We start from the raw sequence: 24,516 nt of genomic DNA on the forward strand, positions 1-24,516 counted from the left end.
TCGAACTCGGAGGCCGGGTTTTCCTTCTTTGACAGTGCGCCTGAGGGTCAGAAGTTGATCATGTGGCCCGCGAGGCCGTGGAAGCCCTCCTGCAGTGCCTCCGACAGGGTCGGGTGCGTGTGCACGTTGCGCGCGAGTTCCAGCGCCGTGAGGTCCCACTTCTGCGCGAGCGTCAGCTCGGGGAGAAGCTCGGAGACGTCAGGGCCGATCATGTGCGCGCCGATGAGCTCGAGGTGCTCGGCATCGGCGATCAGCTTGACGAAGCCGACAGGCTCGCCGAGGCCGTGCGCCTTGCCGTTGGCCATGAAGGGGAAGGTCGAGACCTTGATCTCGCGGCCTTCGTCCTTGGCCTGCTGCTCGGTGAGGCCGAACGAGGCGACCTGCGGTGAGCAGAACGTCGCGCGAGGCATCATCCGGTAGTCGCCCAGCGTCTGCGTCTCGGCTCCGCCGATCGTCTCGGCCGCCACGACACCCTGAGCCTCCGCGACGTGTGCGAGCTGCAGCTTCGCGGTGACGTCGCCGATCGCATAGATGCCGTCGACGTTCGTCTTCATGTGGTCATCGATGTCGATCGCGCCGCGCTCGGTGAGCGTCACACCCGCCTTGTCCAGGCCGAAGCCCTCGACGTTCGGCGCGAAGCCGACGGACATGAGCACCTTGTCGGCATCGATCGAGGCCTGGTTGCCGTCCTTGCCGGTGTACGTCACCGTGACGGACGAGCCGTTGTCGACGATGGTCTCGACCTTGGTGGAGGTCAGGATGTCGACGCCGTAGTTCTTGTACTGCTTCGTGATCTCCTTCGACACATCGGCATCCTCGTTGGGGAGCGCGCGGTCGAGGAACTCGATGATCGTGACCTTGACGCCGTAGTTCGTCATGACGTAGGCGAACTCCATGCCGATGGCACCGGCGCCGACGATGACGATCGACTTCGGCAGTTCCCGGCTGAGGATCTGCTCTTCGTACGTGACGACGTTGTCGCTGAGCTGCACGCCGGGCAGCAGCCGAACCTTGGAGCCGGTCGCGATGATGACGTTGTCGAACGTGACCTCTTCGGTGCTGCCGTCGGACTTGGCCACCGAGATGGCCTTGGGACCGGTGAAGGTGCCTCGACCGTCGTACTCGGTCACCTTGTTCTTCTTCATGAGGAAGTGGATGCCTTTGACTCGGCCGTTGGCGACCTCGCGCGAGCGGTCGAACGCCTTGCCGTAGTCGATCGTGAACTCACCGGAGATGCCGAAGAATTCGGCCTTGTGGTTCAGAGTGTGGGCGAGCTCCGCGTTCTTCAGGAGAGCCTTGGAGGGGATGCAGCCGACGTTGAGGCAGACACCGCCCCAATACTTCTCTTCGATGACCGCGGTCTTCAGACCGAGCTGTGCGCTGCGGACCGCGGCGACGTACCCGCCGGGGCCCGCGCCGAGGATGACGACGTCGAAATGTGGCATGCCTAAAGCCTATCGCTCTGCAGGCTCGTCGGAATCGGAAGCAGCGTCGTCGGAATCGGAAGCAGCGTCGTCAGAATCGGAAGATGCGGCGCTCTTTCGACTGCGAGCGACGAGGACCGCCACGAGAGCGCCGGCGCCTCCGGCAACGACGAGGGCGATGAGGATCCATGGCAGGACGCGCAGGAATGCGTCGCCGTCTGCGGGGGTCCCCTCCTCGGGCGCCTGCGTCGCCGGCGTGCTGCTCTCTGCCGACGGCGTCGTCGCCGCATCCGGTGCCGGGGAGGCAGGAGGAGAAGTCTCGGGGGCGGAGTTGTCGGATGTCACGGTGAAGTCGAACTCGCCCGAGGTCGGATGTCCGTCGCTGGAGACGACCTTCCAGATCACGTGATACTCGCCGGCCGTGCCATCGGATGCGAGCGGTTGGATGACCATCGCGCCGTCGAGCTCGGGGTCGCCCTCCGCGACGTTGTTCTCGTCGGCATCGAGCACCACGACCTCGGTCGAGCCTTCGCCGCCGATCAGCGCCGCGCTGAAGGTCAGCGTGAGCTCGGGGGGAAGCAGCTCGATGCTCGAATCGGCGGCCGGATTTGAATCGACGAGCGAATCATGGGCCGCCGCCGACTGGGGCCATGCGAAGAGCAGCACGAAGGCGGCGAGCAACATCGCAGCCAGCGCGAGGGGGACGGCGGAACGTCGAACTGTGAGGGTGCGCACAGTCTCAGCATAGGAAACTTCGTTGTGCGGGCGCTGACTCGCACAGACCCTCCCGGCGGCGGCGTGTGATCAGTTAGTCTGGTGTCAGAGGAGGGCCACCGTGACAGACAACGACAGCCGATCGGCAGGCGACGCCGCAATTCATCGCGGCGGCGAGCAGAGGCACGACGCCACACAGACCTTCGGACACGACTCCGATCTCTCCTTCGTGCCATTCGGCGCAGAGCTCACCGATGTGGAGCAGACGGCGATCGCTGCGCTTCCCGCAGGGTCCGCGCTGCTGCTGGTCCGCTCCGGCGCGCTGGCTGGTGCGCGTTACCTGCTGGACACCGATGTCACCACCATCGGACGCCACCCCGAGGCCGATATCTTCTTCGACGATGTCACTGTCTCGCGTCGCCACGCCGAGATCACTCGCAGTGGCAATGCGTTCGAGATCACCGATCAGCGCTCCCTCAACGGCACGTACGTCAACGGTGAGCGCGTGGATCGCAGCGCGCTGGCGAACGGCTTCGAGCTGCGAGTCGGCAAGTTCCGGCTGAACTTCTTCGCTTCGACCGCTGATCTCCCGGCGGCGAACGCCTGATGGTGGCACTTCACGCCCGCGATCGCTCTGCGTCCGCGGGTCTACTGAGCATTGGTCAGGTGCTCGCCCGGCTCACTCCGGAGTTCCCCGATCTCACGTCGAGCAAGCTGAGGTTCCTCGAGGTGCAGGGCATCGTCAGCCCGTCGCGCACCGAGTCGGGCTACCGCAAGTTCTCGCAGGCCGACATCGACCGTCTGCGACTCGGACTCACCCTGCAGCGCGATCACTACCTGCCGCTGAGCGTCATCCGCGAGCAGCTCGACGAGGCTGAGGCCAACGGCGACGCGTCGACGGCCTTCCCTCCGCCACCATCGATCGCTCCTGCCCCCAGGCGCTATCGGCGTGATGAACTGCTCTCCGCGGCCGGCGCCGGCCCGCAGATCCTGAACGACGCCATCAGCACCGGCATCATCGCGGCGGCTGAGAGCTATCCCGAGACGACCGTCACCCTGCTGCGCAGCCTCGTCGCCCTGGACCGCCACGGGATCGAGCCACGCCACCTTCGCACGCTGCGCCAGAGCGCGGAGCGCGAGGTCTCACTGATCGAATCGGCGATGTCGGCGCTGCTGCGCCGAACGGATGCCACATCAAGGGGGAAGGCGCGCGAGATGGCGCCCGAACTCGCCACGAAGATCGACGAAGTGCGCTCGCTCTTCGTCAAGGAAGCACTCACTCGAGTGCTTTCGTAACGAACTGGTTGCGACACACCTTCGCCGATGCGCGGATGTCATTGCCGGTGCCGGGGCACTGCTCTAGCGTGGGAGTTAATTGCTTCAGGGAGGACTTCATATGAATGCGGATGAGCTTTCAGGCGACCCGCGGTTCGTCACCGAACTCCTCTTCACCGACGGTCTGCCCGCGATGGACGACGAGGTCGGTTACCGCGGCGCGGTCGCCGCTCGCGCTGCAGGCATCACATACCGTCAGCTCGATTACTGGGCTCGCACCGAATTGGTCGAGCCCACCGTCCGTGGTGCAAGCGGCTCCGGCTCGCAGCGCCTTTACGGGTTCCGCGACATCCTCGTGCTCAAGCTCGTCAAGAGACTGCTCGACACCGGCATCTCGCTGCAGCAGATCCGCACCGCCGTCGATCAGCTGCGTGCCTCAGGCATCCGCGATCTCGCCGGTACCACGCTCATGAGCGACGGCGCGTCCGTGTACCTGTGCACCTCGAACGATGAGGTCATCGACCTCGTCAGCCGTGGCCAGGGCGTCTTCGGCATCGCCGTCGGCAAGGTCCTGCGCGAGGTCGAGTCGACGCTCGTCGAGTTCGACCCCACTTCGCCCGATCCGGTCGACGAGCTCGGTGCTCGTCGCGCCAAGCGCACGGCCTGAATCTTCGATGGGCTCGATGCCCGTCCAGAGAAAAACGCGCTCAGCGATGCTGGGCGCGTTTTCGTCTTGACCGGTCAGGCCTGGGCGCCGCTCTCCGGAACGGGGACGCGGCCGGTGCGGATGATCCGATCCAGCAGCAGGTCGAAGTCGGCTGCGAGCTCCTGGGCGGAGTCTCCCGGCCAGATGTGCAGCGGCTTGGCCGCTCCCTGTGCCTGCTGCAGCGATGTGCGCTCCGGCAGCTGGGGGGAGAGGACCAACGGGCCGAACATGTCGCGCAGCTCCTTGATGCGGAACTGGTGCTCGATCGACTGCGGGCGCACGCGGTTCACGACGATGCCCAGCGGCTGAAGGCGAGGGGAGAGTCCTCGGCGGATCTCCTCGATCGCGCGCAGTGCACGATCGGCGGCCGCCACGGAGAACAGTCCGGGCTCGGTGACCACGATGACCCGGTCACTGGCCGCCCAGGCCGTGCGGGTGAGCGCGTTCAGCGAGGGAGCGCAGTCGACCAGCACGAGGTCGTAGTCGCTCTCGACGGCAGCCAGTGCCTCTTCGAGCTTCCAGACGTCGCGCACGCTGGGGTGCGGGCCGTCGAAGTTGATGGCAGACGGGCTGCCGATGAGCACGTCGATCGTGCCGGGGTGCACTTTCGCCCAGCCGCTGGAGGTGATCGCCTGACGGACGACCTTCTCCTTCGGGTTCGCCAGCACGTCGGCGATGTTGAGCCGGCCGGCGACCTGGATGTCCATGCCAGTGGACACATCGGATTGCGGGTCGAGGTCGACGACGAGGGTCCGGACGCCTCGGGCGAAGGCCGCTGAGGCCAGTCCGAGAGTCACGGTCGTCTTGCCGACGCCTCCCTTGAGAGAACTGACGCTGAGTACGTGCACGGAGACCACGTTACCTTCCCCTAGGCTTGGAGCACACTCAGCCCCGCCCCGTGAGCGTCGAATACGGCGTACAACGAGTCATCAGAGGTGTGCATGTTCCAGAAGATTCTTGTGGCCAACCGCGGTGAGATCGCGATCCGCGCGTTCAGAGCCGCTTTCGAAGTAGGAGCCCGCACGGTCGCGGTGTTCCCTTATGAGGACAGGGGTTCTCAGCACAGGCTCAAAGCCGATGAGGCATATGAGATCGGCGAACACGGACACCCGGTTCGCGCCTATCTCGACGTCGACGAGATCATCCGCGTGGCGCTCGAATCCGGGGCCGATGCGATCTACCCCGGCTACGGTTTCCTCTCCGAGAATCCGGAACTCGCTGAGAAGGCGGCGGCGAACGGCATCGTCTTCATCGGTCCGCCGTCGAAGGTGCTCGAGATGGCCGGCAACAAGGTCGAAGCCAAGCACCACGCGATCGAGGCCGGTGTCCCCGTGCTGCGGTCGACGGAGGCATCCTCCGACGTCGACGCACTGGTCGCCCAGGCCGATGACATCGGGTTCCCGCTGTTCGCGAAGGCGGTCGCGGGTGGCGGAGGCCGAGGAATGCGCCGTGTCGAGACGAAGGGCGAACTCGCCCCGGCACTCGCCGAGGCCATGCGCGAGGCGGAGAGCGCCTTCGGTGACGCTCGGATGTTCCTGGAGCAGGCAGTCGTGCGCCCCCGGCACATCGAGGTGCAGATCCTCGCCGACAAGACCGGCGAGACCGTGCACCTGTTCGAGCGCGACTGCTCTGTGCAACGTCGTCATCAGAAGGTCGTGGAGATCGCTCCTGCCCCGAACCTCGACGACAGCATCCGCACCGCGCTTCACGGATATGCGATCGCGTTCGCCCGTTCGATCGGTTACGAGAACGCGGGCACCGTGGAGTTCCTGCTCGAGACCGCAGGGGAGCGCACCGGAGAAGTCGTCTTCATCGAGATGAACCCGCGCATCCAGGTGGAGCACACCGTGACCGAGGAGGTCACCGACGTCGACCTCGTGCAGTCGCAGATGCGCATCGCCGCAGGGGAGACGCTCGCCGAACTCGGTCTGCAGCAGGGAGACATCCGACTGCGCGGCGCGGCGCTGCAGTGCCGTATCACCACCGAGGATCCGACGCAGGGATTCCGTCCTGACACGGGCAAGATCACGACGTATCGTTCGCCCGGTGGCGCCGGGATCCGCCTCGACGGCGGCACAGTGCATCAGGGCGCGCAGATCAGCCCTCACTTCGACTCGATGCTTTCGAAGCTCACCTGCCGCGGGCGTGATTTCGAGGCGGCCGTCGGCCGTGCACGTCGCGCGCTGGCCGAGTTCCGCATCCGTGGCGTCTCCACGAACATCCCGTTCCTGCAGGCGCTTCTGGCGGACGACGCGTTCATCTCGGGCGACGTCAGCACCTCCTTCATCGACGAGCGGCCCGACCTGCTCCAGGGGAGGACCTCGAAGGACCGCGGTACGAAGCTGCTGAACTGGCTGGTCGATGTCACGGTCAACAAGCCGAACGGCGCGCACCCCGGTGTCGCAGACCCTGTCACCAAGCTGCCGGACGTCGATCTGAATGTCGAGCCGGCCCCCGGCTCGCGTCAGCGTCTGCTGGAGCTGGGGCCTGACGGCTTCGCCAAGAGCCTGCGTGCGCAGAGCGCACTGGCCATCACCGACACCACGTTCCGTGACGCGCACCAGTCGTTGCTGGCCACCCGTGTGCGCACACGCGACCTCGTCGCTGCGGCTCCATATCTCGCCCGGCTCACGCCCGGTCTGCTGTCGGTCGAGGCCTGGGGAGGGGCGACCTACGATGTCGCGCTCCGCTTCCTCGGTGAGGATCCGTGGGAGCGCCTGGACAAGCTGCGCACCGCGTTGCCGAACATCAACATCCAGATGCTGCTGCGCGGGCGCAACACCGTCGGATACACGCCGTACCCGAGCGCGGTCACCGAGGCGTTCGTCGCCGAGGCCGCGACGAGCGGTGTCGACATCTTCCGCATCTTCGATGCTCTCAACGACGTCTCGCAGATGCGCCCGGCGATCGATGCCGTGCGCGCCACCGGCACGTCGATCGCCGAGGTCGCGCTCTGCTACACCGGCGATCTGCTCAATCCCGCGGAAGACCTGTACACGCTCGACTACTACCTCCGCCTCGCCGAGCAGATCGTGGATGCCGGCGCACATGTGCTGGCCATCAAGGACATGGCGGGGCTGCTGCGGCCTGCTGCGGCCGCGAAGCTCGTCACGGCGCTGCGTGCGCGTTTCGATCTGCCGGTGCATCTGCACACGCACGACACCCCGGGTGGGCAGCTCGCGACCCTGCTCGCGGCCAGTGCCGCCGGCGTCGATGCGGTGGATGCGGCATCCGCTCCTCTTTCCGGCACGACGAGCCAGCCCTCGTTGTCGTCGCTCGTCGCCGCTCTGGTCCACACAGAACGCGACAGCGGAATCGACCTGGATGCCGTCTCCGATCTCGAGCCGTACTGGGAGGCCGTGCGCAACCAGTACGCGCCGTTCGAGTCCGGCCTGCCAGGTCCCACCGGCCGGGTGTACCACCACGAGATCCCCGGCGGTCAGCTCTCCAACCTCCGCCAGCAGGCCAAGGCGCTGGGTCTCGCGGATGACTTCGAGCTCATCGAGGACATGTACGCCGCAGCCGACCGCATCCTCGGTCGCGTCCCCAAGGTGACGCCCTCGTCGAAGGTCGTCGGCGACCTCGCCCTGCATCTCGCTGCTGTGCGCGCCGACCCCGCCGACTTCGAGGCCAACCCGGAGAAATACGACGTGCCGGACTCGGTCGTCGGATTCATGGCAGGCGAGTTGGGCGATCTTCCCGGCGGCTGGCCCGAGCCCTTCCGCACTAAGGTGCTCGCCGGTCGTGAGGTGCGTGTGGGCCTGACCGAGATATCGGCTGATGATGAGAAGGCGCTGGCCGGCTCCAGCCTTGAACGTCGGGAGCGGCTGAACTCGCTGCTGTTCCCCGTGCCGACGCGCGAGTTCGCACAGCAGCGCGAGTCGTTCGGCGACCTGTCCGTGCTCGACACCAGCGACTACCTGTACGGCCTCGTCCAGGGGCAGGAGCATCTGGTCGAGATCGACCGCGGTGTGCAGTTGTACGTCGGGCTCGAGGCCATCGGCGAAGCCGATGATCGTGGCATGCGAACGGTCATGACGACGCTGAACGGTCAGCTGCGACCGGTGTTCGTGCGTGACCGATCGATCGCGGTCGATGCGCACGAGGTCGAGAAGGCTGACACCGCGAAGCCCGGTCAGGTGGCAGCACCGTTCTCTGGAGTGGTGTCGTTGAAGGTCGAGGTCGGCGACGTCGTGCGTGCCGGTGAGCCGGTCGCATCCATTGAGGCCATGAAGATGGAAGCGGCCATCACCGCCTCTGTCGACGGTGTCGTGGAAAGGCTCGCGATCGGCGCCACTCAGCAGGTGGATGCCGGAGACCTTTTGGTCGTCATCCGTCCTGCCCAGTAATCTTGGGCGAGCGACACGCTCGCCCAAGCTTGGAGTGACACAGTGACACCGAAGAACGAACCAGACTCCGCGGAGGACGACAACCGCGGCATCCTCGACGAGGCAGCCTCGTTGGACACCACAGGAATCGGCATACTCGGACAGACGGCGCAGGTGAGTGTCACCCTTCCACAGGACGCGGATGACGACCTCGTCGACGACGCGGTCGTGGACGGTGAGATCCTCTCGGAGCTCATCGTCGACCCGCCGATCGACGCCGCTGCGGTGGCGGCCACCGATGCGAGCGTGGGTCGTATCGACGATGACAAGATCGGCATCGTCATCGAGATCCCGGCGGAGCAGCCCGCGGAAGAAGAGGTGCCAGCGGAGGTGCTGGACGCGTCGGATGAAGTGATCGTGGAGGCTGTCGTCGAGCCCGAGCCCGAGGCTGTCACGGATGCCGAGCCGCATGCGCAGGCTGATGACTCTGCGGAGGTCGTCGCGGATGAAGACGTCTCCGCAGAGACCGCAGACGTGATCGTGGACCCCGTGGTCATCGCCGCGGCCGCTCCGGCGGAGCCAGCACCGAAGAACAACAAGCCGAAGTCCAAGAAGAAGCCCCGCGCTCACGCGGCGACGCCGAGCGAGCCTGAGCCTGTGCCGGCACCTGTTGCTGAACTTCAACCTGAACCTGAACCTGAAGCTGAACCGGCTCCTGAGCCGGTGACGGAGTCGGACAAGGCGCCTCGTGAGAAGGCACCGCGCGGCGAGAGCGCGACGTCGGCGTGGATCGCCGCCGCATTGCAGCAGGAGGCCACGCCGGTCCCGACACCGACGCCCGCGGCGTCCGTTCCGGCCGAGAAAGCGAAGAGCGAGACTGTGATGAACCCAGATGAAACGCCCAAGTCGGCCCAGAAGCCTGCAGAGACGGCGATCGCTCAGCGGTCGGCGGTGTCTCGACCCGAGGTCGCGCTGACCTCGAAGCGGCTCGGAGACCAGCTCGGTCAGTCGACTCGTGAGTCCGCCGACCTGCTGACCGCCGACCGGCTGCTCGATCCTCATCAGGTGACGAAGCCGGAGCCGGAGGGCGCGTGGAGTCACTTCCTCTACGCGGCTTCGGGGCGACGAATCAACATCGGTGACGGCAGACGTGCCCGCGCGCGCAAGGCGCTCACCGCACGGATCTCCGCACCTCTCGTGGGCGGTGCGCGCTTCGTGCCGGTACTGTCGCGCAAGGGCGGTGTCGGCAAGACGACCATCACGGCGCTGCTCGGCATGGCGCTGGCTGATGCTCGTGATGACCGAGTGATCGCAGTGGACGCGAACCCGGACCGCGGCACGCTGGCCGATCGCATCGTCCGCACGCACAGCAGATCCGTTCGTGACCTCGTGCGCATCCACGATGAGGTCAAGGGTTATCACGATGTCTCGTCGATCGTCGCACGCGATTCCACGCGACTCGACGTGCTGGCATCGGATGCGGATCCGCGCATCGCCGAGGCTTTCAACGATGACGACTACCGGGACGTCGCGAATGTCGCGGCGCACTACTATTCGCTGGTGCTCACCGACACCGGCACGGGCATCGTGCACTCCGTCATGGGAGCGACGCTCGATCTCGCGGACCAGCTCATCATCGTCTCCGGTCTGAGCGTCGACGAGGCACGGCTCGCCTCCGAGACTCTGACCTGGCTCGAGACGAACGGCTACGCCGAGCTCGCACGACGATCGATCGTCGTCCTCAACCAGTCGACGCCGGGCAGCCCGCTGGTGCGGTTGAACGAGTTGGAGGCGCACTTCGCCACACGTGCGAAGAGCGTCGTGCGGATGCCGTATGACTCGCAGATCGCCGGTGGCGGCGCGATCGTGTTCGCCAACCTGCAGCCTGAGACGCGTCAGGCCGCTCGCGAGCTCGCCGCCTCGCTCGTCGAGGGCCTTCGGGCGAGCGCTGCCTGATGGCGGTTCGCGAGATCCGGGTCTTCGGCGACCCTGTGCTGCGCACGGTCTGCACACCGATCGTCGAGATCGATGACGGCGTGCGCGCGCTCGTCGCCGACCTCGTCGAGACCGTCGAGCTCCCGGGCCGCGCCGGTGTGGCGGCTCCTCAGATCGGTGTAGCCGCGCGCGCCTTCAGCTACAACATCGACGGCGACATCGGCTACGTGCTCAACCCTGTGCTGACCGAGGTGCGCGGCGAGCCGGTGCCGACAGGGGAAGGCTGCCTCTCGGTTCCTGGCCTCTGGCACGATGCGCTCCGACACCCGTGGGCGCGCGTCGAGGGGATCGATCTCGACGGCAACCCGGTGGTTCTCGAGGGCGAGGGACTTCTCGCGCAGGCGCTGCAGCATGAGACCGATCATCTCGACGGCACGCTGTACCTCAGCAGACTCTCGCCGGAGGATCGCAAGATCGCCATGCGCGAGGTGCGCGAGAGCGATTGGTTCTGAATGAGGAACGCCCCCGCTTCGGCGGGGGCGTTCCTCATTCTCACCTGCGTCAGCCGCCGAGCGCGACGTTGGTCGTGTTGACCGGCTCGTCGTAGATCGCCGCGACGTCGTCTGCGAAGTCCGCCATGATGACGTTTCGCTTGATCGACATCTTCGGCGTGAGGTGACCGCTGTCCTCTGTCCACTCGATGTCGAGGATCTTGAACTTGCGGATCGATTCGGCCCGCGACACGTTGCCGTTCGCGATGTCCACGGCGCGCTGGACCTCGGCGCGGACGGCTTCGTTCTTCGCTGCCTCGGCCAGGCTCATCTCGGCCGGGAGACCGTTGTTGCCGAGCCATGTCGGCAGCATCTCGGAGTCCAGGGTGATCAGCGCGGAGATGAACGGTTTCTGGTCGCCGACGACCACGACCTGCCCGACGATCGGGTTGGCGCGGATCGGGTCCTCGAGCGCGGCCGGGGCGACGTTCTTGCCGCCGGCCGTGACGATGATCTCCTTCTTGCGGCCGGTGACCGTGAGGAAGCCCTCCGAGTCGAAGCTGCCGATGTCTCCGGTGCGGAACCAGCCGTCATGGAATGCCTCGGCTGTGGCCTCCGGGTTGTTCCAGTACTCCTTGAAGACGTTGATGCCCTTGACTTCGATCTCGCCGTCGTCTGCGAGTCGGACCCCGACTCCGGGGAGTGCGGGGCCGACGGTCCCGATCTTCGACTTGTCGGCGAGGTTCACCGTTGCCGGAGCCGTCGTCTCGGTGAGACCGTAGCCCTCCAGGATCACGACCCCGAGGCTGTGGAAGAAGTGGCCGAGGCGCGGGCCGAGAGGCGCGGAGCCGGAGACCGCGTAGACGATGTTGCCACCCATGGCTGCGCGCAGCTTGCTGTACACGAGCTTGTCGAACAGGGCGAACTTGATCTTGAGCCCGAACGGGATCTTCTTGCCCTCTTCGAGCAGGCGGGAGTGCTCGATCGCCGCGGCCGCAGCGGCGCGGAAGATCTTTCCCTTGCCACCGGCCTCGGCCTTCTGCTCCGCCGAGTTGTAGACCTTCTCGAACACACGCGGCACAGCGAGGAGGAAGGTCGGCTTGAACGAGCCCAATGCGGGCAGCAGCTGCTTCGTGTCGGGCTGGTGCCCCGTGCGCACGCCGGCGTGGATGTTGAGGTGCGAGATGAATCGCGCGAAGATGTGCGCCGTGGTGATGAACAGCAGGGTGGATGCCCCTGGCGTCTCCACGACGGCATTGAGCGACTTCGCAGAGTTGCGGCAGAGCTCGACGAAGTTGCTGTGGGTCAGCACGCACCCCTTGGGGCGTCCGGTCGAACCGGAGGTGTAGATGAGGGTCGCGATGTCGGATCCCACGGCGAGGTTGCGGCGGCGCTCGATCTCTGCGTCCTCCACGGCGACGCCCGCCGCCGTGAGCGTGTCGATGGCGCCGAGGTGCAGCTGCCAGACCTCGCGGATCAACGGAAGATCGCCGCGGACCTCGTCGAACTTGGTGAAGTGGTCGGCGGATTCCACGATGAGCGCCGTGGCTCCGGAGTCCTCGAGGATCCACTGGATCTGTGAGGGCGAGCTCGTCTCGTAGATGGGCACCATGACTGCGCCGGCGTAGAACAGGGCGAAGTCGACCAGTGTCCACTCGTATGTGGTGCGTGCGAGGAATCCGATCTTCTCGCCGGGCTGGACGCCCACCGCGACGAGGCCCTTCGCCAGCGCGATGACAGCGGTCTGGAAGTCGGCAGCGCTGATGTCGCGCCATCCGTCACCGTTCGGCACGGAGAACAACGCCCGGTCAGGAGTGGCTTCTACGCGCTTGGCCAGCAGATCGGTGACGTTCGCATCGGGATCAGCAGGGACGATCGCGGGAACTTCGAATTGAACCACGGCAACTCCTTCGGTACCGGTCGGGCACGGGTTTCCCATGAGTCTAGGGCACAACGTTCGCTGAATCGTGGCCATTTTGGAATTGAGTCACGCGGCTTCTGACACTCAGTCGCGCCTGTCGCGGCATCCGTTCACGAGTGTCATGACGGGCGGCGGCGGGCCCGGGGATAGACTTCGTGACGATGTTCTACTGGCTGATGAAGTACGTCGTGATCGGCCCCGCGGTCAAGGCGATCTTCCGTCCCTGGATCGTGGGTCGCAGCAACGTGCCCAAGAACGGCGCGGCGATCCTCGCGAGCAACCACCTGTCGGTATCCGACTCGGTGTTCCTCCCGCTGCTGATCGACCGGCCGATGTCGTTCCTCGCCAAGAGCGACTATTTCACCGGGCGCGGGCTCAAGGGCTGGGCGACGAAGTACTTCATGAAGGCCACTGGCCAGATCCCCATCGACCGCTCCGGCGGGAAGGCCTCTGAGGCCTCGCTGAACACCGGCCTTCAGGTGCTCGGTCGCGGCGACCTGCTCGGCATCTACCCCGAGGGCACCCGCAGTCCCGACGGCAAGCTGTACCGCGGTCGTACCGGCATCGCACGGATGGCGCTCGAGGCGAAGGTTCCGGTGATCCCCGTGGTCATGGTCGACACCGACACCGCCATGCCGATCGGCCGCAGCGTGCCACGGATCGTGCGGGTGGGAATCGTGATCGGCGAGCCCCTGGATTTCTCTCGCTACGAGGGCATGGAGAACGACCGCTACATCCTGCGCTCCGTGACCGACGAGATCATGGTCGCCCTGCAGCGACTGGGGGAGCAGCAGTACGACGACGTCTACGCGTCGTCCGTCAAGGATCGGATGCCGCAGCGCTCCTGACGGCTGCTGTCATGACGGCAGGGCAGGGCCCTGTCGGCCAGTAAGCTGGGAAGATGCCTCAGCAGCACGACGCCGCCCTGGATGCTTGGCGCGCACTTCCCATCAAGCAGCAGCCGTCCTGGCCCGATGCGGACCGCGTCGCTGACGTGTCGTCGCAGATCGCGGCGCTCCCGCCGCTGGTGTTCGCGGGTGAGGTCGACAACCTCCGCGATCGCCTCGCGCGCGCAGCATCCGGCAAGGCGTTCCTGCTGCAGGGCGGTGACTGCGCCGAGACGTTCGCCGGCGCCACCGCGGAGCAGATCCGCAACCGCATCAAGACCGTTCTGCAGATGGCCGTGGTACTCACCTACGGTGCATCGATGCCGATCGTCAAGATGGGCCGCATGGCGGGGCAGTTCGCGAAACCGCGCTCGAGCGACTCGGAGACACGCGGCGACATCACGCTGCCCGCGTACCGCGGCGACATCGTCAACGGCTACGACTTCACCGAGGGCTCCCGCCAGGCAGACCCCGGTCGCCTGCTGCAGGGCTACCACACGGCTGCCTCCACGCTGAATCTGATCCGTGCCTTCACGCAGGGTGGGTTCGCCGACCTCCGTGAAGTGCACTCCTGGAACAAGGGCTTCGCGCAGAACCCCGCCAACCAGCGGTACGAGCGCATGGCCTCTGAGATCGATCGTGCGATCAAGTTCATGGAGGCTGCCGGCGCTGACTTCGACGAGCTCAAGCGCGTCGAGTTCTTCACCGGCCACGAGGGCCTGCTGATGGATTACGAGAGCCCGATGACGCGCATCGACTCGCGCACGGACACGCCGTACAACACTTCGGCTCACTTCCTCTGGATCGGGGAGCGCACGCGCGATCTCGATGGGGCGCACGTCGACTACTTCTCGAAGATCCGCAACCCCATCGGCGTGAAGCTCGGCCCGACCACCACGCCCGAGACGGCGCTCGCGCTCATCGACAAGCTCGATCCGAACCGTGAGCCCGGCCGTCTCACCTTCATCACGCGCATGGGTGCGGGCAAGATCCGCGACGCACTGCCGCCGCTGCTCGAGGCCGTTCGCGAATCCGGAGCGCAGCCGCTCTGGGTCACGGACCCGATGCACGGCAACGGCATCACGACGCCGACCGGATACAAGACGCGTCGCTTCGATGACGTGGTCGACGAGGTGCGCGGCTTCTTCGAGGCCCATCGCGCCGTCGGCACATTCCCCGGCGGCATCCACGTCGAGCTCACCGGTGACGACGTCACCGAGTGCCTCGGCGGTTCTGAGCACATCGACGAGGCCGCCCTGGCGACTCGCTACGAGAGCCTGTGCGACCCGCGCCTGAACCACATGCAGAGCCTCGAACTCGCGTTCCTCGTCGCCGAGGAGCTCGAGAAGCGCTGACGCGTTGTTGAGCCGGTGAGCGGTGCGCTCAGCCGGTGAGCTGGATCGTGAGTTCCACCGCGCTGCCGGCGCGCAGCGACCCGTCGGATCCCGGGTTCTGTGCCGTCACGACTGCCATGTCGGCGAAGCCGGGAAGGTCTCCCCACGCGGCGTACGTCGAGGTGAAGGCGCCTTCAGACGACGCCAGAATGTCCTTCGCCTCCGCGAGTTTCTTGCCTGTGACGTCGGGAACGGCGAACAGCTGCGGTCCGAGCGAGACGACCAGCGTCATCGTGTCGCCGGGTCGCCAGTTCGGAGATCCCTCACGATCCGGGATGCGGATGACCCGCCCCTGCTCGACGTCGTTGCTGTACTCCTCGACGGTCGTCGTCTGGATGTCCTTCTCGCCCAGTGCCGAGGATGCCTCGGAGGCCGTCATCCCGATGACGTCGGGGAGTCCGCCCAGTGACACGATCAGGTGTGCGGTGTCGGCCTCGAACACGTCGCATCCTTCGCCGCAGCCGATGTCGTCGCCGCCGGCACGCGGGGTGATGCTGGCATTGATGACGACGCCTTCGTCTGCTCCCGAGTAGAGCAGGAGATCGTCATCAGCGACGGCGATACCGAGCTCTGCGAGATAGCTGCGTGCCTCGTCTGCGGTCTTGCCGTTCAAAGCATCGACCGCACGTGGAGCCGGGCCTGTCGAGACGAAGACGTTCACCTTTGTGCCGCTGTCGAGGCGCTCGCCCTCCTTCGGGTCGGTGTACAGGGCGATGCCCGGTTCGACGTCGACGGAGCTCTCTTCCGCGCGGACGGGGACGAACCCCTCTTCAGTCAAAGCCGCGGCGGCTTCCTCATAGCTGAGACCGGCCACCGGCGGCACGCCGACGAGCGAGCCGGGACCAGACCCGAACCACCAGCCGACTCCGCCAGCGGCGACTGCGAGCAGAAGCACGAGTGCGAGGAGGAACGCGCCACGGGCCCGTCGCTTGGAAGTGCGTCGTCGCAGCAGCGTGGCATTGTCGAGGGGCTGTTGAGGTGTCACCTGCCCAGCGGAATCCTCGATCACCATCGTCGAGGGGATGACCTTGGTCAGTTCACCGGAGTCGCTCTGCGAACGGATCGGTGTCGTCGTCGTCGCGACAGCGGCGGGGGACACCCCGAGGGATCGCTCGATCTCGCGCAGACGATCGAGCATCTCCTGCGCGTCGTTCGGTCGCTCATCCGGCGACTTCTCTGTCGACCACAGAACCAGCTCGTCGAGCTGCTCGGGCACCCCGGGGTTGCGCGCGCTCGGGCGCGGCACCGACTCGGTCGCGTGCTGGAACGCGATCTGCATGGGCTGCTCGCCCTTGTACGGCTGCTCGCCGACGAGCATCTCGTAGAGCATGATGCCGAGTGCATAGATGTCACTGCGAGCGTCGGCCGTGCCGCGGGTGACGAGTTCTGGAGCGAGATAGGCGATGGTTCCCAGTAGCTGCTGACCCGTGGCGGTGTTCGCCGTGGTGGCGCGGGCAAGGCCGAAATCGCCGATCTTGATGCGGCCGTCCTCGGCGAGCAGCACATTCTCAGGCTTCACGTCGCGGTGCACGATGCCGGCCTTGTGCGCAGCGGCGAGCCCGGCGAGGATCGCGTCCATGATCGTTATCGTCTGCGGGATCGTGAGACGGCGCTGCTCGCGCATCAGCTCACGCAGGGTGATGCCGGGAAGATACTCCATCACCAGATAGGCGAGTTCGCCGTCCTGGCCCTGATCGAAGACGTTGACGACGTGAGGATCGGCGAGGCGAGCAGCCGCACGCGCCTCCTGGATGAATCGGCTCTGGAAGACCGAATCGTCGCTCAGGTGGCCGTGCATCACCTTCAGGGCGATCCTGCGCTCCAGACGAAGATCGGTGGCGACGTACACGGTGGCCATGCCGCCTCGGGCGATCCTGGCGCGCACCCGGTAACGGCCGTCGACAAGCCGCCCGATGAGGGGATCAGCCTGCTGATTGGTCGTCACGTACAGAGTCTATGAAGAAGTGGCTGGCAGACCGCGGAGCGGCTCACCCTTTCGACGACCGGATCGGCTGGGAATCAGCCATACAGGGCGATCCACTTGTAGGCCTGAGCCTCCCACTGGTCGTAGCGATCCGGGTACGCCGAGATCTGCACGGCCTGGGCGGCATCCTTGAAGGCTATGCCGTCCCAGCCGCCGACATCGAGAAGTCCTCGGGTCGTCGTGCCGTTGGGGTCATGCGCGCCACCGTAGAAGACACGGATGCTGCGGTCGCGATCCATGATCTGATCGGCTGTGCCCCAGCCGGTGCTCGGTCGCTGTTGGAACAGACCCAGCGAGTCGCGGTCCCCCCAGTCGAGATTGCGCAGCCACGATTCGACCATGGAAGTCGCCAACGCGATCGCGATGCCTCGATCCGAGACTCCGAGCTCGCGCCCGATCCGGATGATCATGGTGGCGTTCTCGGCCTGTGCCGCGTTGAGAGTCGCCGTTCGGGCCGGTAACGGCGCGGATGTCGCGGGCGCGGCCGGTGCTGCTGTCGCGGGCGCGGATGCTGCCGGTGCTGCTGCCGCGACGATGATGGATTGCCCTGGGTAGATGATGGAAGACGCGCTCAGGCCGTTCGCCGCGTAGATGGCGTCTACAGATGTGCTGTGCTTCTTCGCGATCGCGAAGATGGTGTCGCCGGCGACGACCGTGTGCGCTGTGCCGCTGGCAGCCGGCTTCGCGGGTGCAGGGGACGGCGCCACGGCCGGTGCGGGGGCGGGTGCAGTCGTGCCGGAGATCGCGATGGTCTGCCCGGGGTAGATCACCGAACTGCGGCTCAGCCCGTTGGCGGCGAGGACAGCTTCGACCGTCGTGCCGTGCTTCTGCGCGATCGCGAAGATCGTGTCACCGGCGACCACTGCGTGCGTGCTCTTGGAGGAGGCCGGAGCTGCGGGGGCCGCCGGAGCCGCCGCAGCGGGTGCTGCAGCCGGAGCAGCCACGGCGAGCGTCTGGCCCGGGTGGATCACCGATCGCCAGCTGAGGTCGTTCCACGTTAGGACGTCGACCGTACGCAGGCCGAAGCGCTGCGCGATCGAGAACACGGTGTCGCCCTCCTGGACGGTGTACGTCGTGGGATTCGTCGTGGCCGGCAGCACGCGAGACAGTGCGGTGAGTCGACTCTCGGAGCCGCGCTCCGCCGGTGCTGCGGCGGTGGCCGGTGCGGTGTGGATCGCGCTCGCGAGCACACCGAGGACGGCAGCTGGAACGCCGAGCTGGACGTATCTGGCGCGGGTTCTCATGGTGTTCGGTCTCAAGGTTTCCCCCCTTTGCTGACCCTGAAACGCTGACACGGATGTAAACGGATGTCAATCAAAGTGACTGATGTGACTGAAGTGGAAGAAGTCCTGATGTGCGGTACGGAGCCGAAGGTGAGATAGTCGAAACGTGTCTGAGACTGCCCCCGAACCCACGGCCATCACCTGGCTGACGATGCCCGAGCTCGTAGAGCGCCTTGACGAGCCGCTGGGGCGCGTGCGTCGGATGATCTCAGAGCAGTACCTGGTCGGATCTCGCAGGAACGGAGTCTTCGGCGTCCCCGCGCAGTTCATCGTCGACGGCCATCCGCTGTCTTCGCTGCGTGGCACGATCATCGTCCTCACCGACGCGGGCTTTTCAGACGACGAGGTGATCGACTGGTTGTTCAGTGAAGAGGAAGAGCTCGGTCGTACGCCGATCGCGGCTCTGCTCGACGGACACAAGAGCGCGGTCCGCCGCGTCGCACGAACTCTCGCCTGACCGAACTCACGCGGTGCGCACAGTCGCTGCACGTGCGAGATCTCGCAGCTCGCCGACGGCGGCGTTGTCAAGCGGCGCACCCGAGAGCGCGCGGTCGGCCTCCTGAGCGTAGACGTCGATGAGCTCCTCCACGCGCGCCAATGCGCCGGACTTGGCGATGGTCGCCTGGAGCGCGGAAACCTGGTCCGCAGTGAGCGCCGCATCCCCGAGCAGCTCATCGAGCACTCGACGGGCCGAACCATCCAGATGCTCACGCGTGAACGCGATCAGCACGGTGCGCTTGCCCTCGCGCAGATCGTCTCCCGCCGGCTTTCCGGTGAGCGACTGATCACCGAACACTCCGAGCACGTCGTCGCGCAACTGGAATGCCATGCCGATCGGATGACCGAAACGGCGCAGCGCATCCTGTTGCGATTCGTCGGCCCCCGCGAGCAGCGCGCCCAGCAGCAGTGGCTGCTCGATGCTGTACCGCGCGGACTTCAGCGACACGACGCGCAACGCGCGGTCGGCGTGCTCAGAGAGGGGATTGACGAGCCAGGCCGACTCCTCCGCGATGTCGAGGAACTGACCGGTGGTGACGTCGCGCCGCATACGGGCGTACTCGCGGCGGACCGTAGGGGCCTCCTCGAGGCCTGTCAGAGCCGACTCCAGCAGGTCATCGCTCCACGCCACGAGGAGATCCCCGAGGAGTATCGCGGCAGCTCGCCCGAACGACTCGGCGTCTCCTGACCAGGCGAGCGAGCGGTGCTGATGCTCGAGCGAACGGTGCGCTGCCGGTCGGCCGCGTCTCGTGTCGGAGTTGTCGATCAGATCGTCGTGCACGAGAGCGGCGGACTGGAATATCTCCAGTGCGGCGCAGAGGTCCCACAGTGCGTCCGTCTCGGTGGCTCCGCGCGCGGAAAGACGCGCCACCGAGCCCCAGCCTGCGTGGCAGAACCGTGCTCTCAGACGCTTGCCCCCCTGCAGCGTGGCTGCTGCGGACGCGAAGAACATCTCGGCATCCGGACCGTATTCCTGCGCCTGGGAACCGAGCGCGGAGAGGAACCGATCAAGACGAGCGGAGACGGCGTCCTGGACAGGCGTGGAGGAGGGCACGATAATCAGCTTAGGTTCTCAGCCGATAACTAGCCTCGGCGGTTCTGCGAGCGTAGAATGAAAGACACTGAACCAAGGGGGGCGTCATGCCACTGTCTGAACAGGAGCAGCGTCTGCTCGATGAGATGGAACGCCATCTCTTGCACAACGACGCAGACATTGTAACCGCGCCCTCCGGCGATCGAACGCTCAGCTACCGCAACCTCGTGTACGGCGCCGTACTGCTGCTCGTCGGTGTCGGTGCTCTCGTCGCCGGCGTCGCCCTGGGCGCTCAGCTCGGTCCTGTCGCCAGCATCATCGTGGGAGTGATCGGATTCGCGGCAATGGTCGCGGGCGTCATCCTCGCCGCGACCCCGGTGCGTCGGGTCGGCGGCACTCCTCGTGCTCGAACAAGTGCAACGTCGAAGCCACCGCAGGCCTCGGCATCGTTCATGGATCGTATGAACGACCGTTGGGATCGTCGCCAAGACGGCCGCTGACCCCCTACTTCATCAGCCCGGATGCATTGCGCATCCGGGCTTTTCTGCGTCTGCGGGTGTCTGCGCACCCTGACGACGCGCTGAGGCGCACAGCGATCTCGGCTTTTCCCTCCACCGTCCTCCACTGATCACTCGCGCCGTTTTTCGCCGGAATCACGGGGGAGTCGAGCGTCGCTCGAACGCGATATGCCATGCTGTCCACGTTTGCTCATATGAAAGTGGAGCAAAGTGGAGTAAAGTGGGGCTCACCTCGAGTTGGCCGGACGCAGAGGGGGTGATGGCCGATGTTGTTGGGAACGCATTCACCGAAGCTCGACGACAAAGGCCGAGTCATCCTGCCCGCGAAGTTCCGTGAGGACCTCGGCGGCGGCATCGTCGTCACCCGCGGTCAGGAACGGTGCCTCTACGTGTTCAGCACGGCCGAATTCGAGGCGATGCACGAGCGGATCCGACAGGCGCCGCTCAGCAACAAACAGGCTCGTGACTTCCTGCGCATGTTCCTCTCGGGGGCCAGCGCTGAGATGCCGGACAGCCAGAACCGCATCACCATCCCAGCCCACCTCCGTCAGTACGCGGGGCTCGAGAAGGAGCTCATCGTCACCGGCGTGGGTGCCCACGCCGAGATCTGGGATGCCGCGGCATGGAACGACTACCTCGCCGCCGGTGAGGACAACTACTCAGAACTCGAACAGGAGGTGATTCCGGGACTGTTCTGACCTCGACTGTGATGCCCCGCCGCTCCCGCCCCGACACACTTCCCCGGTGCCGGGTCGAGAAGCGGAGGGGGATCAGAGTCGAAGGTCACCCGAGAAGATCATGAACCTTCGCGACATCCACACCCCGGTCCTCCTCGAGCGATGCATCGAGCTGCTGGCACCTGCCCTGCAGCATGACGGTGCTGTGCTCGTCGATGCGACGCTCGGCATGGGCGGACACTCCGAGGCACTGCTCGAACGATTCGACAACATCCGTTTGATCGGGCTCGACCGAGACACCGATGCCCTGCGCATCGCCGGCCAGCGGCTCGAGCGCTTCGCCGACCGGATCACGCTCGTGCACACCGTGTACGACGAGATCGGGATCCACGCGCACGGCGCGTCAGGCATCCTGATGGATCTCGGCGTCTCCTCTCTGCAGCTGGACGAAGCAGAGCGTGGTTTCGCATATTCCAAGGACGCCCCACTGGACATGCGCATGGATCAGACGAAGGGCACCACCGCCGCCGAGGTCCTGGCGACGTACAGCGAGGGCAACCTCCGCCGCATCTTCGAGCGCTACGGCGAGGAGAAGCTCGCCGCTCGTTACGCCCGCTTCATCGTGCAGGCGCGCGACGAGAAGCCGCTCGTACGCTCGCAGGACCTCGTGGATCTGCTCCAGGCCGCGACGCCGGCCGCCGTGCAGCGTGCTGGTCATCCTGCCAAGCGGGTGTTCCAGGCGCTGCGCATCGAAGTGAACTCCGAACTCAGCGTGCTCGCCGACGCGATCCCTGCCGCAATGGATGCGTTGGCCGTCGGTGGACGGATCGTCGTCATGAGCTACCAGTCGCTCGAGGACCGTCTCGTGAAGCAGGCGTTCGCCGCAGCATCCGCTTCGACGGCACCTGCCGGACTTCCCGTCGAACTGCCGCAGCACGCGCCGCGATTCCGCACCATCACGAAGGGCGCGGAGCTCGCCGGCGACGACGAGAAGGCACGCAATCCTCGTGCCATCCCGGTGCGACTGCGCGCCGCGGAACGAATCAGGGAGGCAGCATGAGCCGTCAGGCCGCGACAGCACTGCTGCCGGAACCGATCACCCCTGCACCCCGCGCACCGCGGCGGCTGAAGCCCGTCAGCGCGCCTGCGCGGCGCGCCAAGCCCAAGCTCGCCTATGCCCTCATCGCACTCGGCGGTGCGGCAGCCATCGGCATCGCGCAGATCGGGCTGTCTTTGGCGATAACGCACGACTCGTTCGTGCTGGCGGATCTCACGTCCCAGCAGCGTGAACTCAATCTGCAGGCGAGTGCACTCGAAGACGAGCTCGCCGGTACGAGTTCGCCCCAGTTGCTCGCGACCAAGGCCTCCGAGCTGGGAATGGTGGTCGCGGGGTCTGCATCGTATCTGCGCCTCAGCGATGCTGCCGTTCTCGGCGCGAACACCGGCGCCGACGGGAGATCCACGATCGATCCGAACGGGACAGGTGCAGTGCACAATGCACTGCTGAACCAGAAGGCGCTTGCGACGGCTGCTGAAGACGAGGCCGAGGCCTCCACAGACGGCACTGCCGATGCCGTCGATCCGAATCTTCCCCCGCCCATCACCGACGGACTCCCGAGCCCGACGACCCGCTGAACACGACTGAGAGAGCGACATGACGACAAGAGCCACTCGCGGCCCACGGCGCCGCACCGTCGTCGCACTCGCGGTCATCCTCGCGGTGCTGTCGGCATTCGTCATCCGCCTCGTCGACATCCAGGTGGTGAGCGCCGACGATCACGTCGAGGACTCGCTGCAGGTCGGACAGCTCGGCGACACCGTGACGCTGTACGGCAGCCGCGGCTCGATCGTCGACACGAACGGCACCACGCTCGCATCCAGCGTCACCGTCTACGACGCTCAGCTGGACCCGAAAGTGATGAAGCAGATCGAGGACAATGCCGAGAACCCGCCGAAGGTGGCGTGGGCTGAGGCAGCAGACCAGATCGCGGCGATCACTGGACAGGACGCCGAGGAGATCCGCACAGGAGTCGCTGAGACGCTCGCGAGCGATCCGAGTTCGCAGTACTACCCGCTCAAGAAGGGGCTCAGCACCGAGAAGTACCTCGAGCTGCGCGATCTCGGGCTCGTCTACCTGCACATGAAGCCTCGCGAGACCCGCGTCTACCCCAACGGCGCCGTCGCCGGCAACCTGATCGGTTACGTCGACAGTGCAGGCGCCGGCCAGTCCGGTGTCGAGCAGTTGGAGAAGCAGTGCCTCTCGCCGACCAGCGGGGAGCGCACGTACCTGCGTGGCAAGGACGGCAATGTCATCCCCGGCAGCGACCGCACCGTCGCGGCGGAGGACGGCGGATCGGTGCAGCTGACGATCGACAGTGACCTGCAGTGGTACTTGACGCAGATGATCTCCGAAGAAGGGCAGAAGATGGGCGCCCAGTCCGGAACCGTGACCGTCGTCGAAGTGAAGACGGGCAAGATCCGGGCCGCAGCTGAATGGCCGTCGCTCGACCCCAATGACCTCAACGCCTCTTCGCCCGATGACTGGGGCACGCGCCTGTTCACCCGCACCTTCGAGCCTGGGTCGACCTTCAAAGCGATCACGGCTTCCGCAGTGCTCGACTCCGGCGCAGCCGATCTGAACACGACAGTGTCCGCGGCCAGCAGGGAGACCTTCCCCAACGGCGCCGTGATCAACGACGCGTTCGTGCACGGTGCAGAGAACTACACACTCGCCGGCGGACTCATCGACTCGTCGAACGTGACGCTGTCGAAGTTCGGCACGATGGTCGATCCGCAGGTGCGCTTCGACTACCTGCAGAAGTTCGGCGTCGGCGAGAAGACGATCGACTTCCCCCGCGAGGAGCCAGGCGAGCTGCACCCCGCCTCGGAGTGGGATGCCCAGTCGCTGTACACCACGACGTTCGGGCAGCACTTCACCATCACTGCTCCGCAGCTCGCCGGCGCCTACCAGGCGATCGCGAACGGCGGCGAGAAGATCGACCTGTCGCTGATCGAGTCGTGCACCAAGGGCGACGGCGAGGTCGTGAAGGCGGACACACCTGCACACGAGCAGATCATCAAGGAATCGACCGCCGACACGGTGAGCAGGATTCTGGAGAACGTCGCCGTGCAAGGTGGTCTGTCCAAGATGATCGAAGTTCCCGGGTACCGCGTCGCGATCAAGACGGGCACCGGTGAGGTGCCAGATGGCAAGGGCGGGTACAAGCAGGGGGTGTACTTCACGAGCATGGTCGGCTTCGCTCCGGTGGACGACCCGCAGTACGTCGTGGTGGTCACTCTCGACCAGCCGACTAAGGTTGTATCGTCCACCGCCACGGCATCCGCCTTCCAGCAGGCGATGACACAGGTGCTGAAGACCTACCGTGTCTCGCCCTCGACCGTCCCGATGGACGAGCTGCTTCCCAAATTCAAATAGCCGGCACTGAGC

Annotated in this window: 21 protein-coding genes; 14 read left to right on the plus strand and 7 right to left on the minus strand. The window is 66.0% G+C overall.

Features of this window, described 5'->3' with window-relative positions; translation table 11 throughout:
- Window positions 1-47: 47 nt before the first annotated feature.
- A complete protein-coding gene (gene lpdA, locus ACP7AR_RS02285; protein ID WP_426182222.1) occupies window positions 48-1,445 on the minus strand; it encodes a dihydrolipoyl dehydrogenase in 1,398 nt (465 codons plus the stop codon).
- Window positions 1,446-1,454: 9 nt separating this feature from the next.
- Entirely contained in the window at window positions 1,455-2,159 is a 705-nt protein-coding gene (locus ACP7AR_RS02290) for a copper resistance CopC family protein (RefSeq protein ID WP_426182225.1), read from the minus strand.
- Window positions 2,160-2,259: 100 nt separating this feature from the next.
- On the opposite strand from ACP7AR_RS02290, the gene ACP7AR_RS02295 reads away from it, so the two are divergent.
- The 3 genes from ACP7AR_RS02295 to ACP7AR_RS02305 all read left to right on the plus strand — a co-directional run bounded on the left by ACP7AR_RS02295 (window position 2,260) and on the right by ACP7AR_RS02305 (window position 4,080).
- The gene (locus tag ACP7AR_RS02295) at window positions 2,260-2,745 is read left to right on the plus strand and encodes an FHA domain-containing protein (protein WP_426182228.1); all 486 of its coding nucleotides are present in this window, start codon (window positions 2,260-2,262) and stop codon (window positions 2,743-2,745) included.
- Window positions 2,745-3,434, plus strand: coding sequence for a MerR family transcriptional regulator (locus ACP7AR_RS02300; protein WP_426182231.1), 690 nt, complete (start codon window positions 2,745-2,747; stop codon window positions 3,432-3,434). Before ACP7AR_RS02295 ends, ACP7AR_RS02300 begins: the two co-directional genes overlap by 1 nt.
- Window positions 3,435-3,534: 100 nt before the next feature.
- Complete coding sequence (locus ACP7AR_RS02305; protein WP_426182234.1) at window positions 3,535-4,080, plus strand: MerR family transcriptional regulator; 546 nt, start codon at window positions 3,535-3,537, stop codon at window positions 4,078-4,080.
- 74 nt (window positions 4,081-4,154) lie between these two features.
- Here ACP7AR_RS02305 and ACP7AR_RS02310 read toward each other — a convergent pair whose 3' ends face one another.
- A complete protein-coding gene (locus ACP7AR_RS02310; RefSeq protein WP_426187583.1) occupies window positions 4,155-4,967 on the minus strand; it encodes a ParA family protein in 813 nt (270 codons plus the stop codon).
- 93 nt (window positions 4,968-5,060) lie between these two features.
- Between ACP7AR_RS02310 and ACP7AR_RS02315 the strand changes: the two genes are divergently transcribed.
- The 3 genes from ACP7AR_RS02315 to ACP7AR_RS02325 are packed head-to-tail and all read left to right on the plus strand — an operon-like array spanning window position 5,061 to window position 10,894.
- Window positions 5,061-8,468 (plus strand): pyruvate carboxylase, encoded by a 3,408-nt coding sequence (locus tag ACP7AR_RS02315; RefSeq protein WP_426182237.1) that lies wholly within the window; start codon window positions 5,061-5,063, stop codon window positions 8,466-8,468.
- Between the two features lie 42 nt (window positions 8,469-8,510).
- Window positions 8,511-10,403 carry an AAA family ATPase gene (locus ACP7AR_RS02320; protein ID WP_426182240.1) on the plus strand — a complete coding sequence of 631 codons (1,893 nt, stop codon included), beginning with the start codon at window positions 8,511-8,513 and terminating at the stop codon, window positions 10,401-10,403.
- On the plus strand, window positions 10,403-10,894 hold the full coding sequence (locus ACP7AR_RS02325) for a peptide deformylase (protein ID WP_426182243.1): 492 nt from the start codon (window positions 10,403-10,405) through the stop codon (window positions 10,892-10,894). Before ACP7AR_RS02320 ends, ACP7AR_RS02325 begins: the two co-directional genes overlap by 1 nt.
- Window positions 10,895-10,943: 49 nt before the next feature.
- Here ACP7AR_RS02325 and ACP7AR_RS02330 read toward each other — a convergent pair whose 3' ends face one another.
- Complete coding sequence (locus tag ACP7AR_RS02330) at window positions 10,944-12,773, minus strand: AMP-dependent synthetase/ligase (protein ID WP_426182245.1); 1,830 nt, start codon at window positions 12,771-12,773, stop codon at window positions 10,944-10,946.
- Window positions 12,774-12,955: 182 nt separating this feature from the next.
- Between ACP7AR_RS02330 and ACP7AR_RS02335 the strand changes: the two genes are divergently transcribed.
- A complete protein-coding gene (locus tag ACP7AR_RS02335) occupies window positions 12,956-13,642 on the plus strand; it encodes a lysophospholipid acyltransferase family protein (protein ID WP_426187585.1) in 687 nt (228 codons plus the stop codon).
- 53 nt (window positions 13,643-13,695) lie between these two features.
- Window positions 13,696-15,036: a class II 3-deoxy-7-phosphoheptulonate synthase gene (locus ACP7AR_RS02340; RefSeq protein ID WP_426182248.1), complete on the plus strand. Its 1,341-nt coding sequence runs from the start codon at window positions 13,696-13,698 to the stop codon at window positions 15,034-15,036.
- A 28-nt stretch (window positions 15,037-15,064) separates the two neighbouring features.
- On the opposite strand, the gene pknB is transcribed toward ACP7AR_RS02340, so the two are convergent.
- Window positions 15,065-17,020, minus strand: a complete 1,956-nt coding sequence (gene pknB, locus ACP7AR_RS02345) for a Stk1 family PASTA domain-containing Ser/Thr kinase (protein WP_426182251.1) — start codon at window positions 17,018-17,020, stop codon at window positions 15,065-15,067.
- A gap of 74 nt (window positions 17,021-17,094) precedes the next feature.
- Window positions 17,095-18,303, minus strand: a complete 1,209-nt coding sequence (locus ACP7AR_RS02350; RefSeq protein ID WP_426182253.1) for a LysM peptidoglycan-binding domain-containing protein — start codon at window positions 18,301-18,303, stop codon at window positions 17,095-17,097.
- Window positions 18,304-18,448: 145 nt separating this feature from the next.
- Between ACP7AR_RS02350 and ACP7AR_RS02355 the strand changes: the two genes are divergently transcribed.
- Window positions 18,449-18,799 (plus strand): Rv2175c family DNA-binding protein, encoded by a 351-nt coding sequence (locus ACP7AR_RS02355; protein WP_426182256.1) that lies wholly within the window; start codon window positions 18,449-18,451, stop codon window positions 18,797-18,799.
- A 6-nt stretch (window positions 18,800-18,805) separates the two neighbouring features.
- On the opposite strand, the gene ACP7AR_RS02360 is transcribed toward ACP7AR_RS02355, so the two are convergent.
- Window positions 18,806-19,894: a polyprenyl synthetase family protein gene (locus tag ACP7AR_RS02360; RefSeq protein WP_426182259.1), complete on the minus strand. Its 1,089-nt coding sequence runs from the start codon at window positions 19,892-19,894 to the stop codon at window positions 18,806-18,808.
- An 86-nt stretch (window positions 19,895-19,980) separates the two neighbouring features.
- Here ACP7AR_RS02360 and ACP7AR_RS02365 point away from each other — a divergent pair, with 86 nt between their 5' ends.
- The 5 genes from ACP7AR_RS02365 (at window position 19,981) to ACP7AR_RS02385 (ending at window position 24,504) form a co-directional block, all read left to right on the plus strand.
- Window positions 19,981-20,373, plus strand: a complete 393-nt coding sequence (locus ACP7AR_RS02365; RefSeq protein WP_426182262.1) for a DUF3040 domain-containing protein — start codon at window positions 19,981-19,983, stop codon at window positions 20,371-20,373.
- Window positions 20,374-20,657: 284 nt separating this feature from the next.
- Window positions 20,658-21,089 (plus strand): division/cell wall cluster transcriptional repressor MraZ, encoded by a 432-nt coding sequence (mraZ, locus tag ACP7AR_RS02370; protein ID WP_426182265.1) that lies wholly within the window; start codon window positions 20,658-20,660, stop codon window positions 21,087-21,089.
- A 100-nt stretch (window positions 21,090-21,189) separates the two neighbouring features.
- A complete protein-coding gene (gene rsmH / locus ACP7AR_RS02375; RefSeq protein WP_426182267.1) occupies window positions 21,190-22,128 on the plus strand; it encodes a 16S rRNA (cytosine(1402)-N(4))-methyltransferase RsmH in 939 nt (312 codons plus the stop codon).
- A complete protein-coding gene (locus tag ACP7AR_RS02380; protein ID WP_426182270.1) occupies window positions 22,125-22,703 on the plus strand; it encodes a hypothetical protein in 579 nt (192 codons plus the stop codon). The genes rsmH and ACP7AR_RS02380 overlap by 4 nt, the downstream gene beginning before the upstream one ends.
- Before the next feature lie 19 nt (window positions 22,704-22,722).
- Window positions 22,723-24,504 carry a peptidoglycan D,D-transpeptidase FtsI family protein gene (locus ACP7AR_RS02385; protein ID WP_426182272.1) on the plus strand — a complete coding sequence of 594 codons (1,782 nt, stop codon included), beginning with the start codon at window positions 22,723-22,725 and terminating at the stop codon, window positions 24,502-24,504.
- Window positions 24,505-24,516: the final 12 nt, after the last annotated feature.

Source organism: Microbacterium sp. TWP3-1-2b2 (genome assembly GCF_049896145.1).
Classification (GTDB): Bacteria; Actinomycetota; Actinomycetes; order Actinomycetales; family Microbacteriaceae; genus Microbacterium.

Excerpts from the sequence above, each read along its gene's own strand:
- ACP7AR_RS02350 (WP_426182253.1), bottom strand. The coding sequence starts at position 18,303 with ATGAGAACCCGCGCCAGATACGTCCAGCTCGGCGTTCCAGCTGCCGTC.
- ACP7AR_RS02325 (WP_426182243.1), top strand. The coding sequence starts at position 10,403 with ATGGCGGTTCGCGAGATCCGGGTCTTCGGCGACCCTGTGCTGCGCACG.
- ACP7AR_RS02340 (WP_426182248.1), top strand. The coding sequence starts at position 13,696 with ATGCCTCAGCAGCACGACGCCGCCCTGGATGCTTGGCGCGCACTTCCC.
- ACP7AR_RS02335 (WP_426187585.1), top strand. The coding sequence starts at position 12,956 with ATGTTCTACTGGCTGATGAAGTACGTCGTGATCGGCCCCGCGGTCAAG.
- lpdA (WP_426182222.1), bottom strand. The coding sequence starts at position 1,445 with ATGCCACATTTCGACGTCGTCATCCTCGGCGCGGGCCCCGGCGGGTAC.
- rsmH (WP_426182267.1), top strand. The coding sequence starts at position 21,190 with ATGAACCTTCGCGACATCCACACCCCGGTCCTCCTCGAGCGATGCATC.
- ACP7AR_RS02365 (WP_426182262.1), top strand. The coding sequence starts at position 19,981 with ATGCCACTGTCTGAACAGGAGCAGCGTCTGCTCGATGAGATGGAACGC.
- ACP7AR_RS02380 (WP_426182270.1), top strand. The coding sequence starts at position 22,125 with ATGAGCCGTCAGGCCGCGACAGCACTGCTGCCGGAACCGATCACCCCT.
- mraZ (WP_426182265.1), top strand. The coding sequence starts at position 20,658 with ATGTTGTTGGGAACGCATTCACCGAAGCTCGACGACAAAGGCCGAGTC.
- ACP7AR_RS02315 (WP_426182237.1), top strand. The coding sequence starts at position 5,061 with ATGTTCCAGAAGATTCTTGTGGCCAACCGCGGTGAGATCGCGATCCGC.
- ACP7AR_RS02305 (WP_426182234.1), top strand. The coding sequence starts at position 3,535 with ATGAATGCGGATGAGCTTTCAGGCGACCCGCGGTTCGTCACCGAACTC.
- ACP7AR_RS02300 (WP_426182231.1), top strand. The coding sequence starts at position 2,745 with ATGGTGGCACTTCACGCCCGCGATCGCTCTGCGTCCGCGGGTCTACTG.
- ACP7AR_RS02385 (WP_426182272.1), top strand. The coding sequence starts at position 22,723 with ATGACGACAAGAGCCACTCGCGGCCCACGGCGCCGCACCGTCGTCGCA.